We start from the raw sequence: 13,517 nt of genomic DNA, 5'->3' as shown, positions 1-13,517 counted from the left end.
GATGCTGCAAATCTCGCATCTTTCCGCCGATTACGGCGGTAAACCGGCGCTGGCGGATATCAACCTGACGCTGGACAGCGGCGAACTGCTGGTGGTCCTGGGGCCCTCCGGCTGCGGTAAAACCACGCTGCTGAACCTGATTGCCGGATTCGTGCCTTATCAGCACGGCAGCATCACCCTTGAAGGCCAGCGGGTTGAAGGGCCGGGCGCCGATCGCGGCGTGGTGTTTCAGCACGAAGGGCTGCTGCCGTGGCGCAACGTGCAGGATAACGTTGCGCTCGGGCTGCAGCTGGCCGGGGTCGACAAAACGCAGCGCCGGGCAACCGCCGCGCAGATGCTGAAAAAAGTGGGCCTCGAAGGGGCGGAAAAGCGCTTTATCTGGCAGCTCTCCGGCGGCCAGCGCCAGCGGGTAGGCATTGCCCGCGCGCTGGCGGCCAACCCGCAGCTGCTGCTGCTTGATGAACCGTTTGGCGCGCTGGATGCCTTTACCCGCGAGCAGATGCAAACCCTGTTGCTCAGCCTGTGGCACGAGACCGGTAAGAAGGTGCTGCTGATTACCCACGATATCGAAGAGGCGGTGTTTATGGCCACCGAACTGGTACTACTCTCGCCGGGGCCGGGCCGGGTGCTCGAACGGCTGCCGCTCGATTTTGGCCGCCGCTTCGTCGCCGGTGAATCCTGCCGCAGCATTAAATCGGACCCGCGGTTTATCGAACAGCGCGAATACGTCCTCAGCCGGGTATTTGAACAACGGGAGGCTTTCTCATGAGCGTGGTCATCAATGACAAACCGCGTCAGCGGGGGCTGAAGTGGCGCTGGCCGCTCTCGCGTCAGCTTAGCCTGAGCGTGGCGACCCTGGCGGTACTGCTGGCTATCTGGTGGGCCGTTGCCGCCCTGCAGCTGATTAGTCCGCTGTTTCTGCCGCCGCCGGGACAGGTATTGCAGAAACTTATCGCTATTGCCGGTCCGCAGGGTTTTATGGACGCCACCCTCTGGCAGCACCTGGCGGCGAGCCTGACGCGTATCGTTATCGCGCTGCTGGCGGCGGTACTGCTCGGCGTGCCGGTGGGGATCGCCATGGGGCTGAGCCCCACGGTACGCGGGATCCTCGACCCGCTGATCGAGCTTTATCGCCCGGTGCCGCCGCTGGCCTATTTACCGCTGATGGTGATCTGGTTCGGCATCGGCGAGACCTCGAAGATCCTGCTGATCTACCTGGCGATATTCGCGCCGGTGGCGATGTCGGCGCTGGCGGGGGTTAAGAGCGCCCAGCAGGTGCGCATTCGCGCCGCGCAATCTTTAGGGGCCAGCCGGGCGCAGGTGCTGTGGCTGGTGATCCTGCCCGGCGCGCTGCCGGAGATCCTCACCGGCCTGCGCATTGGGCTCGGCGTGGGCTGGTCGACGCTGGTGGCCGCGGAGCTGATTGCCGCCACCCGCGGGTTAGGTTTTATGGTGCAGTCCGCCGGTGAGTTCCTCGCCACCGACGTGGTGCTGGCCGGGATCGCGGTGATTGCCATCATCGCCTTTTTACTGGAACTGGGGCTGCGCGCGCTGCAGCGTCGCCTGACGCCCTGGCATGGAGAAGTACAATGAGCGAACGTTTAAGCATTACCCCGCTGGGGCCGTATATTGGCGCGCAGGTATCCGGTGTCGACATCACCCGCCCGCTGAGCGACAACCAGTTTGAGCAGCTGTATCACGCGGTGCTGCGTCACCAGGTGGTGTTCCTGCGCGAGCAGAACATCACACCCGAGCAGCAGCGGGATCTCGCCCTGCGCTTTGGCGACCTGCATATTCATCCGGTCTATCCGCACGCGCCCGGTGTGGATGAGATTATCGTGCTCGATACCCACGACGATAACCCGCCGGATAACGACAACTGGCACACCGATGTCACCTTTATTGAGACGCCGCCCGCCGGGGCGATCCTCGCGGCAAAAGAGCTGCCGTCAACCGGCGGCGACACCCTGTGGACCAGCGGCATTGCGGCCTATGAGGCGCTCTCCGCGCCTTTGCGCCAGCTGTTAAGCGGCCTGCGCGCGGAGCATGATTTTCGCAAATCGTTTCAGGAGTACAAATACCGCAAAAGCGAAGAGGAGCATCAGCGCTGGCTGGAGGCGGTCGCGAAAAATCCGCCGCTGCTGCATCCGGTGGTGCGCACCCATCCGGTGACCGGGAAGCAGGCGCTGTTTGTCAATGAGGGCTTTACCACCCGCATCGTTGACGTCACGGAGAAAGAGAGCGAGGCGCTGCTCGGCTTCCTGTTTGCTCACGTTACTAAACCGGACTTCCAGGTGCGCTGGCGCTGGCAGCCGAACGACGTGGCGATTTGGGATAACCGCGTCACCCAGCACTACGCCAACGCCGATTACCTGCCGCAGCGGCGCATTATGCACCGGGCGACGATTCTCGGGGATAAACCCTATTACCGGGCGGGGTAATGCTTGTAGCCCGGCCGCGCGCCGTGGAGAACATCGGAAGCGGTATTGCACGCTGCTTCCCGGAGGCGGCGCTTAACGCGCCTGTCCGGGCTACCGGACCGCAGAAAGCGGTAAACCCGTAGCCCGGCTAAGGCGCAATGCGCCGCAAGCCGGGAAAAGGCTTTTATGCCGATTTTTGCACGTCCAGATGCACCCCAATATAGCGCTGATAGCGGTTCGCCTTCAGGTAGGTCAAGTCCACCAGCACCAGACCATCCACGCAGTTGTTGAAATCCGGGTCGCTGCCGAAATCGATAAACTGCACGCCGCCCGGCTCGCAAACTTCCGAGTACTGCTTATACAGCGGCGGGATCGCGCAGCCGAGGTTGCCGAGCAGGGACTTCAGCCGTGCCAGATCGTCGTTGTAATCTTCTCCGCCAAACTGCGCCAGCACATCGGGCAGCGAGGCCGGATAAGGGCGGCGCGACTCCGCCAGCGGATGCGTCGCCGGGAACCACAGTCGATAGAACGCGACCAGCAGATCGCGCGCCGACGGCGGCAGCCCGCCGGAAATCGACACCGGGCCGAACAGATAGCGATAGTGCGGATAGCGCGCCAGATACGCGCCGATGCCGGACCACAGGTAGTCCAGTCCGCGGCGGCCCCAGTAGCGCGGCTGGATAAAGCTGCGCCCCAGCTCAATTCCATGCTGCAGAATATCGTCCATGCGCGCGTCGTAATGGAACAGGCTGTAGCTGTAGACGCCGTTCAGGCCGCGCTTTTCCAGCTGCATCGCGGTCGGCATAAAGCGGTAAGCGCCGACGATTTCCAGGTCTTCTTCATCCCACAGAATCAGATGCAGATAGTCGTCGTCGTAACCGTCAACGTCGCGACGTTTGCCGCTGCCTTCGCCCACCGCGCGGAAGGCGATTTCCCGCAGGCGGCCCAGTTCGCGCAGCACCGGCGCATCTTCCTGGCCGCGGCGCTGCCAGAGATAAATCACTTTGCCATCCGCCGTGCGCCCCAGCGTTTCCGCCCGGCCCAGTTCGCGCTTGAGCAGGGCGCGGTCTTCGGGTCGGGCGATAGCGCTTTCGCTTTTAAATACGCCGGGCTGCCCTTTTGCCAGCAGCTCCAGGTGGCGATAGCAGCGTTCGGTCAGCTCGCGAACAGAGCGCTGAGGATCGAACCAGCTTGACCAGGCAATCTGTTGGCCGAAATTAACCGGCAGGCTGCCGTTGCGGCGGCGAAACATTTGCTGCATCAGCAGCAGCAGCGGCAGGCTATCGGAAATCAGCGTGCTGGCGTAAAACAGCGCGCTGTTGCGCGCGCGGATCCACGCCGGCAGCAGCGGGGCGCGGTATTTCGCCGCCAGCTTAATAAATCCGGAGTGCCATTTTTTATCGCGAATACCGCGCCGGGTGAGGCGTGAAACTTCACCCGCCGGGAAGAAAATCAGCACGCCGCCGTTTTGCAGCTGCTGGTCCATCTGCTGCAGCGCCGCTTTGGCGGTTCGGCCGTTGATATTATCGACCGGAATAAACAGCGAGCTCAGCGGTTCAAGGTGGGTCAGCATGCGGTTGGTGACCACTTTGACGTCGCGGCGCACGCGGGACACCGCGTAGAGCAGGGCCAGGCCGTCAAGCGTACCGGTGGGGTGGTTGGCGATAATGACCAGCGGGCCATGTTCGGGGATTTGTTCGAGATCGTGCGCCGGGATAGCGCAGCGGATATTAAGATGTTCGAGCACCTGTTCGACCGTATCCAGTCCTTTCAGGTGATGATGACGCGCGGCAAACTGCTGAAACTCTTCCTCATGCAGGAGCTTTTTCAGCACCTTTTTCTGCCAGAGCGCTGGCTTTGCCTGAGGCCACAGGTCATCGATGACATTGTCGAGACTAAACATAGCGGCACCTCCTCCGTCCTGCCCAGACAGTAGAAGGCGCAGATGTCGCTCAGATTACAGTTGAGTGAAGATTTGGGATATTTCCCCGGGTTGCGGCTGGCGCCTTACCCGGGCTACCGGAGCAGATTGTAGCCCCGGTAAGCGCAGCGCGACCGGGGGAAGCCTGGCAATGAACCCGGCAACCGGAGCAGATCGTAGCCCCGGTAAGCGTAGCGCGACCGGGGGTTTACTGGCGTTCGCCGCACAAAAAATCGTGAATTTCGCCACCCCAATTATCGGGATATAACCCGCGGCGTACATCCCGGTGAAAGGTTGAAAAAGGCCAATCACAAACCTGTCGTACCCAACCGTGTTTTACAGGATTAATGTAGGTGTAATCGATATGCCGGCGGTAGTCTTCTTCATCGCGGATTGCATGTTCCCAGAAACGCGGTTGCCAGACATTTTCTTGTTTTAATGCTTTGCTAAAGCAACCTTTTATGTCCCGCCATCTGGCGGAGAAATCGCTATCGTCTCCGGGTAATGTCCAGATGCAATGAAGATGTTCAGGAAGGATAACCCATGCATCAATGTAAAAGGGTTTTCGCCGTTTGATGGTGAGGATGGCGTGACGTAAAGTACCGATGTGCTCGGTCAGAAGTCTGCTTTTTCGGTTTCGCAAATTAACTGTAAAAAACCAGGTTCCACCCTTCAGGTAATAACGACGGTAGGCCACCATGCAGCGCTCCTTTGCAAAAGATAGCGTCTTAAGCGGCAGGATAGAGTCGGGGTAACAGTCTGGCAAGAATCCAAAGATAATGGTGGAAAGAGTCTCGCAACTTTCTGCAGCAGAGGAATTCCCCGGGTTGCGGCTGACGCCTTACCCGGGCTACCGGAGCAGGTTTGTAGCCCCGGTAAGCGTAGCGCGACCGGGGAACGGTAATAGCCGAATTAACGCAGGATTTTCTTTTCGGCGAGATCGAGGGCGAAGTAGCTGAAGATCAGATCCGCACCGGCGCGCTTGATTGCGCCGAGGCTTTCCAGCACCACTTTCTCTTCATCGATAGCGCCGGCCTGGGCGGCGAACTTAATCATCGCGTATTCACCGCTCACCTGGTACGCGCCGAGCGGCAGGTTGGTGCGCTCGCGCAGATCGCGCAGGATATCGAGATAGGGACCGGCCGGTTTGACCATCAGGCAGTCGGCGCCCTGGGCTTCGTCCAGCAGCGATTCGCGAATCGCTTCGCGGCGGTTCATAGGGCTCATCTGATAGGTTTTACGATCGCCTTTCAGCGCGGTACCCGCGGCTTCGCGGAACGGACCATAGAACGATGAAGCGAACTTAGTGGAGTAGGACATAATCGCCGTATCGGTAAATCCGGCGGCGTCCAGCGCCTGGCGAATGGCCTGCACCTGGCCGTCCATCGCGGCGGACGGGGCGATAAAATCCGCGCCTGCGGCAGCGGCGACCACCGCCTGCTTACCGAGGTTGGTAAGGGTTAAATCGTTATCGACACCGTGGTCGCACAGCACGCCGCAGTGGCCGTGGGAGGTGTATTCGCAGAAACAGGTGTCGGACATCACGATCATCTCCGGCACCGCCTCTTTACAGATGCGGGACATGCGCGCCACCAGGCCGTTTTCGTTCCAGGTATCGCTGCCAACGGCATCGGTATGATGGGAAATCCCGAAGGTCATCACCGAACGGATACCGGCGTTGGCGATGCGCTCGATTTCGCGCGCCAGGTGTCTTTCCGGAATACGCATCACGCCGGGCATCGCTTCGATGGCTTTGTAATCGTCGATTTCTTCTTCAACAAAGATCGGCAACACCAGGTCGTTCAAACTCAGTGTTGTCTCTTCAAACATGGCACGTAGCGAAGCGGACTTGCGCAGTCGGCGCGGGCGAGTGATTAAATCTGTCATGGTTTGCCTGATTTTGTGAAATGAAAAAAGCGAGTTTACCTCAATTGGCGGCGGGATGTTTCGCCAAAACGATCCTTATCTATCGTCGGCAAAACATCCCAACAGGTTACTGGCTGGCGGTCTCAATCCCGGGGCGGTCGCCGCTTAATTCGCTGACCAGCTCGTTGACGCCATCGCTCATGTTGTTGAAACGCGTCAATGAAGAGCGGGTGACCACCACGAAGGCGCCGACGTTAGCCTGCGGGTTCATCGCCATGTAGGTGATAAAACCGCCGCCGCCGCCGGTCTTCTGAATAATGCCCGGCTGGCCGTTTTTCGGCTTCATGTAGACCCAGCCGAGACCCAGCGCATCGGCTTTGCCCGGCACGTCCATCCCGATCACCCTCGTCAGCTGGCTGCGTTGATAAATGAGCGTCTGCATCCGGTCCGCCTGCTGCCCGCGGGTGAAGAAATCGGAAGAGAGGAACTGCTGCATCCAGCGCATCATATCGCCAGGCGTGGAGTAAACGCCGCCGCTGCCGATGGCCGCCAGCGTATTGTTGCACGGGCTGGCCCCTTTCTCCGGGATCATCAGGCGCCGGCACTGATCGGGCGAAGGCGTAAAGGTGGTGTCTTTCATCCCCAGCGGACGGGTAATCTGCTCTTCAAACAGCTGCGGCCAGGGCTTGCCCGCGGCGGTAGAGAGCGCATCGGCCAGTAAATCGAACGCCAGATTGGAATAGGCGGCCTGGGAACCCGGCGCGGCTTTTAACGTGGCCGTGGAGAGCCAGTTCCAGCGCTGCTGGCGCGTCGGCCAGACGAACACCGGACGATGCGCCGCGCCGCCGGGCTGCTCGCGCGGCAGGGCGCTGGTATGGGTCGCCAGATTCACCAGCGTAATGGGCGCTCCCTGATATGTCGGCACGCGCGCGCCCGGCGGGGCGTATTTGCTCAGCGGATCGTTGAGCTTCACCACGCCCTGGTCGAGAAGTTTGACCAGCATTTCGCTGGTCATCAGCTTGCTCAGGGAGGCGATGCGAATCACCGAATCGAGCTGCGGGTGCTCATTATTGCCCGGGCGCGTCTCGCCGAAGCTGCGGAATACGCGCTGGTTACCATCGATAACCACCAGCGCCATGCCGATCGCGCCGCTGCCGTAGTAGATATGGTTAGCGTAACGGTCGACAACATCCGCAGCGAATTCCGGGTCGACGCTCGGCTGCGCGGCCTGGACCGATGTCAACGACGCCGCGCACAGCGCAGCAAAAATGAGCAGACTACGTTTCAACGGGGGCATCCATCATGGTGAAGAAAAATATAGAGCGTATTTATACTACGAAGCGCCGTCGAGCAAAGCGCTAATAACGCCATTCTGTGCGGAAAAACGTAACCTGGCGTAAAAAATCCTTTTTTTGCTTTCGGATAGCGGCTTTCGCCTGCGGGCGCGTATGATATTCGTTTTGGCTAAACATGGGTGGCAAGAGACGATGGCGGCGAAACGGGTAGTGATGGTAGTGGATATGCAAAACGGCGTTTTCGCGACGCCGCGTATTGAACGCGAGCGCTGCGCGGCGCAAATTAACCGCCTGATAAACGCCGCGGATACCGTTATCTTCATTCAGCACTGCGAAGAGGGCGGTCTGGAAGAGGGGTGCGAAGATTTTGCTTTGCTGACTGAACTGCACCAGCCGGCAGGCGCGTTGTTCGTGACCAAGACCGCCTGCGACGCCTTTTACCGCACCCGCCTGGAAGAGGTGCTGCGCGAACATCACATCACGCAGTTTGTGATTTGCGGCTGCGCCACCGACTACTGCGTAGATACCACCATCAAAAACGGCGCCAGCCGGGGCTATGCGATTACCGTCGCTGAAGATGCCCATACCACAGCCAACCGCCCGGCGGCGCAGGCCGTCACGCTGATCGCCCACTACAACGAGGTGTGGCGTACGCTGACCGTTCCGGGCAATCCTTTACAGGTGAAATCGACAGAAACAATTCTGAACGGATGGTCGGCGAACTAAGCTGCTGATATCCGGTCTCATCATCCGCCCACTTTGCTTCGCTGCGACGGCTTTGCGGCGGGCGTCTTTGTGGTACACAGCACAGCAAAACGAAAAAGAAGTTAGCAGGAGAGCATGATGTTTAAATCCTTTTTCCCCAAACCGGGGCCGTTTTTTATTTCTGCCTTTATCTGGTCGCTGCTGGCGGTGATCTTTTGGCAGGCGGGCGGCGGCGACTGGCTGCTGCGGGTCACCGGCGCATCCCAGGATGTGGCGATTAGCGCGGCGCGCTTTTGGTCGCTCAATTACCTGGTGTTCTACGCGTTCTACGTATTCTGCGTGGGCGTTTTCGCCCTCTTTTGGTTTATTTACAGCCCCCACCGCTGGCAGTACTGGTCGATCCTCGGCACCTCGCTTATTATTTTCGTCACCTGGTTTCTGGTCGAGGTCGGGGTGGCGATAAACGCCTGGTACGCCCCGTTCTACGATCTTATTCAGGCCGCGCTGGCGACGCCGCATAAGGTCAGCATTAACCAGTTTTATCAGGAGATTGGCATCTTTCTCGGCATCGCGCTTATCGCGGTGGTCATCGGGGTGATGAACAACTTCTTCGTCAGCCACTACGTTTTCCGCTGGCGTACCGCCATGAACGAACACTATATGGCGCACTGGCAGCATCTGCGCCATATCGAAGGCGCCGCGCAGCGTGTGCAGGAAGATACCATGCGCTTTGCTTCCACCCTGGAGAGCATGGGCGTCAGCTTCCTTAACGCGGTGATGACCCTTATCGCCTTCCTGCCGGTGCTGGTGACGCTCTCCGCGCACGTCCCGGATTTACCGATTGTCGGCCACCTGCCTTACGGCCTGGTGATTGCCGCCATCATCTGGTCGTTAATGGGTACCGGCCTGCTGGCGGTGGTGGGGATCAAGCTGCCCGGCCTGGAGTTCAAAAACCAGCGCGTTGAGGCCGCCTATCGTAAAGAGCTGGTGTACGGCGAAGATGACGCCAACCGCGCGACGCCGCCGACTGTGCGTGAGCTCTTTGGCGCCGTGCGCCGCAACTATTTCCGCCTCTATTTCCACTACATGTATTTCAATATCGCCCGTATTCTGTATCTGCAGGTGGATAACGTTTTCGGTTTGTTCCTGCTGTTTCCGTCGATTGTTGCCGGTACGATTACGCTGGGCCTGATGACCCAGATCACCAACGTCTTTGGCCAGGTCCGCGGTTCATTCCAGTATCTGATTAGCTCATGGACTACACTGGTTGAGCTGATGTCTATCTACAAACGTCTGCGCAGCTTCGAGCGCGAGCTGGATGGCAAAGAGCTGCAGACCGTGACGCAAACATTAAGTTGATCAACGCAAGGATGAACCATGCCGGTAGCGCAATCCAGAATCACTTCTCTCACCCTGACGCTACTGGTAGGGATTGTCCTCACCGCCTGCTCCAGCAAGCCGGAGCCGGAGCTGAAAAAGGGCGAAAAGGCGATTGATGTTGCCGCGGTGGTGCGGCAGAAAATGCCCGCCAGCGTGAAAGATCGCGAGGCCTGGGCGCAGGCCATCGCCAAAACCTTTGCCAGCCAGAAGCTGGCGCCGACGGAAGAGAACGTCTGTTCGGTGCTGGCGGTGGCGCAGCAGGAGTCCAACTATCAGGCCGACCCGGCGGTGCCGGGGCTGAATAAAATCGCCTGGCAGGAGATTGACCGCCGGGCGGAGAAAATGCATATCCCGGTTTTTCTGGTGCATACCGCGCTGAAAATCAAATCGCCCAACGGCAAAAGCTATAGCGAACGCCTCGATAGCGTGAAAACCGAAAAGCAGCTGAGCGCGATTTTCGATGATTTTATCGGCATGGTGCCGATGGGGCAGAAGCTGTTCGGCTCGCTGAACCCGGTGCATACCGGCGGCCCGATGCAGGTCAGCATCGCCTTCGCCGAGCAGCATACCGACGGCTACCCGTGGAAAATCGACGGTACCGTACGCCAGGAGGTGTTCAGCCTGCGCGGCGGTCTGTGGTTCGGCACCTATCATCTGTTGAACTATCCGGCGAACTACAGCGTGCCGCTGTACCGTTTTGCTGATTTCAACGCCGGATGGTACGCCAGCCGTAACGCCGCCTTCCAGAACGCCGTCGCAAAAGCGACGGGCGTGAAGCTGGCGCTGGATGGCGATTTGATTCGCTACGATAGCGATGAGGCCGGAACCACTGAACTGGCGGTGCGCCGGTTATCCTCACAGCTGGCAATGAGCGATGATGATATCCATCGTCAGTTAAAGAAGGGCGATACCCTGGCGTTTGAAGAGAGCGATCTCTATAAGCAGGTGTTTCGCATTGCCGATAAGAAAGCCGGCAAAATGCTCCCGCGGGAGGTGCTGCCGGGCATTCAGCTTGAGAGCCCGAAAATCACCCGTAACCTGACGACCGCCTGGTTTGCCAAACGCGTTGACGACCGGCGGGCCAGCTGCATGGCGCGCCGTTAGCGGCGGCTGCGCCAGCGGAATATCAGCCCAGGAATACCAATGAGCACGCAGCCCGCCAGGAAGGGAATCAGGCCGAACAGGGTACCGACCACCAGGCTAATCTCGACCCGCGGGCGGCTGCTGTCCTGCATTTGAATCAGATGCTCAAAAACGCCGGGCGCGTGGATCAGCATACTCAGCATTTGCGCACCGGCCCAGAAGCAAAACAGCACAAACAGAGCGTAAGCGATGTTGCTGCCGGTGAGAGAGCCCCTCTTTTTGCCGCCGTTGACGGTCTTTGCAAAGGTGAACTCTGCCATCTTGACCTCCGTACTTCACTTTCTTGCCGTTTTTTCCACGGCGACGTAGAGGGTAATTCTGGCAACGAAGGGGGGATTTCAGTATCAGATTGCTGGTAATTTCCGCCCAGGAATATTCCTGATTTCATCGGGTTGTGAGTTTGCTACAAATTTGTGAAATTTAGACCGATATCGCAATGTGCGACAATTCTCAACGCCGCTACAGACCCGCGGTGGCGGCTATGCGAAGATGCTTTTTTTGTTGTCGGAGTGGTTATGAAACTCACGGAAAAAATCCGCCGCGATTGGCACTACTACGCGGTAGCGCTGGGGTTAATTTTTATTATGAATGGCGTGGTCGGGCTGCTCGGGTATGAAACCGAAGGCTGGCGTTCTTACGCGGTTGGGCTGGTGACGTGGGTCATTAGCTTCTGGATTGCCGGGTTTATTATTCGCCGCCGCCCGGCAGAGGAAGCGTGAACCGGAGGTGGTGAACCCGTAGCCTGGCTAAGCGCAGCGCGAGCCGGGAAGATGCCGGGCTGATACATCAACCCCGGCGCACTCCCCGGGTCGCGGCGTAAACGCTTACCCGGGCTTAATTCATCGATGTTTTCAGCGCCCGATCGGCGGCGTGACGCTCAAGCGCCAGCTCAATCAGGCGGCTAATCAGGCTGGTATAGTCCAGACCGCTGGCCTGCCATAGCTTCGGATACATGCTGATGTTGGTGAAGCCCGGCAGCGTATTGATTTCGTTAATCACCACGTCGTTATCGGCGGTCAGGAACACATCGACGCGCGCCATGCCGCTGCAGCCGAGGGTCTGGTAGGCGCGAACGGCGATCTCGCGAATTTTATCGTTTACATCGCTGTCGATGGCCGCCGGAACCACCACCTTCGCGCCCTGATCGTCAATGTACTTGGTGTCATAGGCGTAGAATTCGCTGTTGAGGACGATTTCACCGCAGGTGCTGGCCTCGGGATTATCGTTGCCCAATACCGCGCACTCGATCTCACGCCCTTTAATCCCCTGTTCAACCACCACTTTATGGTCAAATTCGAAGGCCAGGGCGACGGCCTGCTGATACTGCTCTTCGCTGTTGACCTTGCTGACGCCCACCGAGGAGCCCTGGTTCGCCGGTTTGACGAACAGCGGCAGGCCCAGCTTCGCCTGCACTTCGGCAAAGCTCACCTGATGACGGTTGGCGCGGGTCAGGGTAATAAAAGGCGCAATCGACAGCCCGGCATCGCGCAGCAGACGCTTGGTCACGTCTTTGTCCATGCAGGCGGCGGAGCCGAGGACGTCGGAGCCGACGAAGGGCAGGTTAGCCATCCGCAGCATACCCTGCAGAGAACCATCTTCCCCAAGGGTGCCGTGAACAATCGGGAAAATGACGTCGATGGCCGCCAGCGGCTGGCCGCTATCGGCGTTAATCAGCTGCTGCGCTTCGCGTCCGGGAATTTGCGCCAGGGTAATATCGGATGGGCGCAGGGCAATATGGGCGGGGTCCTGCGGATTGAGCAGATAGTTGCTGGCGTCGTTGATATGCCACTGCCCCTGCTTATCAATCCCCAGCAAAACGACGTCGAAGCGCGTTTTGTCGATGGCTTCCACGATATTTTTCGCTGACTGTAGCGATACTTCATGTTCTGCCGACTTACCGCCGAAAACGATCCCAACCCTCATCTTAGCCATTTCAACTTCCATCATGATTACATCAAAGGGCATAACATAGCATGTGAAACGGCCGCCTGGCTGCCATAATATTCACCGGGTAAAGCATTGGGAGGCAGCGCGTGAAAGGAAAAGGGCTTATCGTTCTGTTGGCGCTGCTGGCGGCCGGATATTACGGCTATCGTTATCTTCCCGCGCACTATAACCCGCTGGCGCCGCTGCGTCTGGAGGATCCGCCGGGGTTCATCACCCACTATAAGCTGCGGCGATTGACGCCCGGACAGTGCGCCAACCTGCTGAAGGAAGCGAATCAGCGAAATCTCATCACCAGCCGGGCGGTGGCCGATAGCGGGGGAGAGTGCCCCCTGCAAAACGTGGTTCGGGTACGCGATTTTGGCGCGGTAAAGCTCAGCAGCAGCTTCCTCGCCAGCTGCCCGCTGGCGTTAAGCAGCGCGCTGTATCTGCAACAGCAGGCGAAACCGCTGACTCGGCGGATGCTGGGGCAAGAGCTCCGCCAGGTCGACCATTTTGGCAGCTATGCCTGCCGTAATATTTACCATCGTCAGAACGCGCGGCGCAGCGAGCACGCTACCGCGGAGGCGCTGGATATCAGCGGCTTTCGTTTGGCCGATGGCCGACGCATCAGCGTGCTGAAAGGGTGGCCCGATGCGCAGTATCACCCCTGGCTACAGGCGTTACTGGCCGGCGGTTGCAGCTATTACGGCAACGCTTTAGGGCCGGACTATAACGCGGCCCATGCGAACCATTTTCACCTCGGTATGCGCGGCCAGGGGTTCTGTTTCTGAGCATAACTCGCTGTATACCACGCTTTTCACCATGAAATTATTCGCAATAGGGCAATCTGGTGTCATAAAA

General features: G+C 59.0%; 14 protein-coding genes. 8 read left to right on the top strand and 6 right to left on the bottom strand.

Going from position 1 to position 13,517, the window contains the following annotated elements; genetic code table 11:
- Window position 1: 1 nt before the first annotated feature.
- The 3 genes from tauB to tauD are packed head-to-tail and all read left to right on the top strand — an operon-like array spanning window position 2 to window position 2,441.
- Entirely contained in the window at window positions 2-769 is a 768-nt protein-coding gene (tauB, locus tag ABLU87_RS28820; RefSeq protein WP_004848135.1) for a taurine ABC transporter ATP-binding subunit, read from the top strand.
- Entirely contained in the window at window positions 766-1,593 is an 828-nt protein-coding gene (gene tauC / locus ABLU87_RS28815) for a taurine ABC transporter permease TauC (RefSeq protein WP_004848136.1), read from the top strand. Before tauB ends, tauC begins: the two co-directional genes overlap by 4 nt.
- Window positions 1,590-2,441 carry a taurine dioxygenase gene (tauD, locus tag ABLU87_RS28810; RefSeq protein ID WP_032694131.1) on the top strand — a complete coding sequence of 284 codons (852 nt, stop codon included), beginning with the start codon at window positions 1,590-1,592 and terminating at the stop codon, window positions 2,439-2,441. The genes tauC and tauD overlap by 4 nt, the downstream gene beginning before the upstream one ends.
- A gap of 163 nt (window positions 2,442-2,604) precedes the next feature.
- On the opposite strand, the gene ABLU87_RS28805 is transcribed toward tauD, so the two are convergent.
- The 4 genes from ABLU87_RS28805 to ampH all read right to left on the bottom strand — a co-directional run bounded on the left by ABLU87_RS28805 (window position 2,605) and on the right by ampH (window position 7,495).
- Window positions 2,605-4,323, bottom strand: coding sequence for a lysophospholipid acyltransferase family protein (locus tag ABLU87_RS28805; RefSeq protein ID WP_106510526.1), 1,719 nt, complete (start codon window positions 4,321-4,323; stop codon window positions 2,605-2,607).
- 226 nt (window positions 4,324-4,549) lie between these two features.
- Entirely contained in the window at window positions 4,550-5,041 is a 492-nt protein-coding gene (locus tag ABLU87_RS28800; protein WP_032748194.1) for a transposase, read from the bottom strand.
- Window positions 5,042-5,253: 212 nt separating this feature from the next.
- A complete protein-coding gene (hemB, locus tag ABLU87_RS28795) occupies window positions 5,254-6,228 on the bottom strand; it encodes a porphobilinogen synthase (RefSeq protein WP_004848143.1) in 975 nt (324 codons plus the stop codon).
- Window positions 6,229-6,334: 106 nt separating this feature from the next.
- Window positions 6,335-7,495: a D-alanyl-D-alanine-carboxypeptidase/endopeptidase AmpH gene (gene ampH, locus ABLU87_RS28790; protein WP_025107201.1), complete on the bottom strand. Its 1,161-nt coding sequence runs from the start codon at window positions 7,493-7,495 to the stop codon at window positions 6,335-6,337.
- Between the two features lie 220 nt (window positions 7,496-7,715).
- Here ampH and ABLU87_RS28785 point away from each other — a divergent pair, with 220 nt between their 5' ends.
- From ABLU87_RS28785 to ABLU87_RS28775, 3 genes are all read left to right on the top strand, one after another.
- The gene (locus ABLU87_RS28785; RefSeq protein WP_183129327.1) at window positions 7,716-8,228 is read left to right on the top strand and encodes an isochorismatase family protein; all 513 of its coding nucleotides are present in this window, start codon (window positions 7,716-7,718) and stop codon (window positions 8,226-8,228) included.
- 117 nt (window positions 8,229-8,345) lie between these two features.
- The gene (sbmA, locus tag ABLU87_RS28780) at window positions 8,346-9,566 is read left to right on the top strand and encodes a peptide antibiotic transporter SbmA (protein WP_025107199.1); all 1,221 of its coding nucleotides are present in this window, start codon (window positions 8,346-8,348) and stop codon (window positions 9,564-9,566) included.
- Between the two features lie 18 nt (window positions 9,567-9,584).
- Window positions 9,585-10,691, top strand: a complete 1,107-nt coding sequence (locus tag ABLU87_RS28775; protein WP_122117136.1) for a DUF1615 domain-containing protein — start codon at window positions 9,585-9,587, stop codon at window positions 10,689-10,691.
- On the opposite strand, the gene ABLU87_RS28770 is transcribed toward ABLU87_RS28775, so the two are convergent.
- Window positions 10,688-10,990 (bottom strand): DUF2755 family protein, encoded by a 303-nt coding sequence (locus tag ABLU87_RS28770; RefSeq protein ID WP_009653569.1) that lies wholly within the window; start codon window positions 10,988-10,990, stop codon window positions 10,688-10,690. The two genes, ABLU87_RS28775 and ABLU87_RS28770, sit on opposite strands and share 4 nt — an antisense overlap.
- 255 nt (window positions 10,991-11,245) lie before the next feature.
- On the opposite strand from ABLU87_RS28770, the gene ABLU87_RS28765 reads away from it, so the two are divergent.
- Window positions 11,246-11,449, top strand: a complete 204-nt coding sequence (locus tag ABLU87_RS28765; protein WP_004132489.1) for a DUF2754 family protein — start codon at window positions 11,246-11,248, stop codon at window positions 11,447-11,449.
- Between the two features lie 115 nt (window positions 11,450-11,564).
- Here the strand turns inward: ABLU87_RS28765 and ddlA are convergent, their stop codons facing one another.
- Complete coding sequence (ddlA, locus tag ABLU87_RS28760; RefSeq protein WP_057173163.1) at window positions 11,565-12,662, bottom strand: D-alanine--D-alanine ligase; 1,098 nt, start codon at window positions 12,660-12,662, stop codon at window positions 11,565-11,567.
- A 101-nt stretch (window positions 12,663-12,763) separates the two neighbouring features.
- Between ddlA and ABLU87_RS28755 the strand changes: the two genes are divergently transcribed.
- Window positions 12,764-13,447: an extensin family protein gene (locus ABLU87_RS28755; protein WP_014228135.1), complete on the top strand. Its 684-nt coding sequence runs from the start codon at window positions 12,764-12,766 to the stop codon at window positions 13,445-13,447.
- The last annotated feature ends 70 nt before the right edge of the window (window positions 13,448-13,517 follow it).

The sequence above is a fragment of the Klebsiella sp. CB_Kp196 genome, assembly GCF_040061575.1.
Taxonomy (GTDB): domain Bacteria; phylum Pseudomonadota; class Gammaproteobacteria; order Enterobacterales; family Enterobacteriaceae; genus Klebsiella; species Klebsiella michiganensis.
The sequence above is the reverse complement of the archived record's forward strand: the minus strand, read 5'-3'. Positions and strand labels throughout refer to the sequence as shown.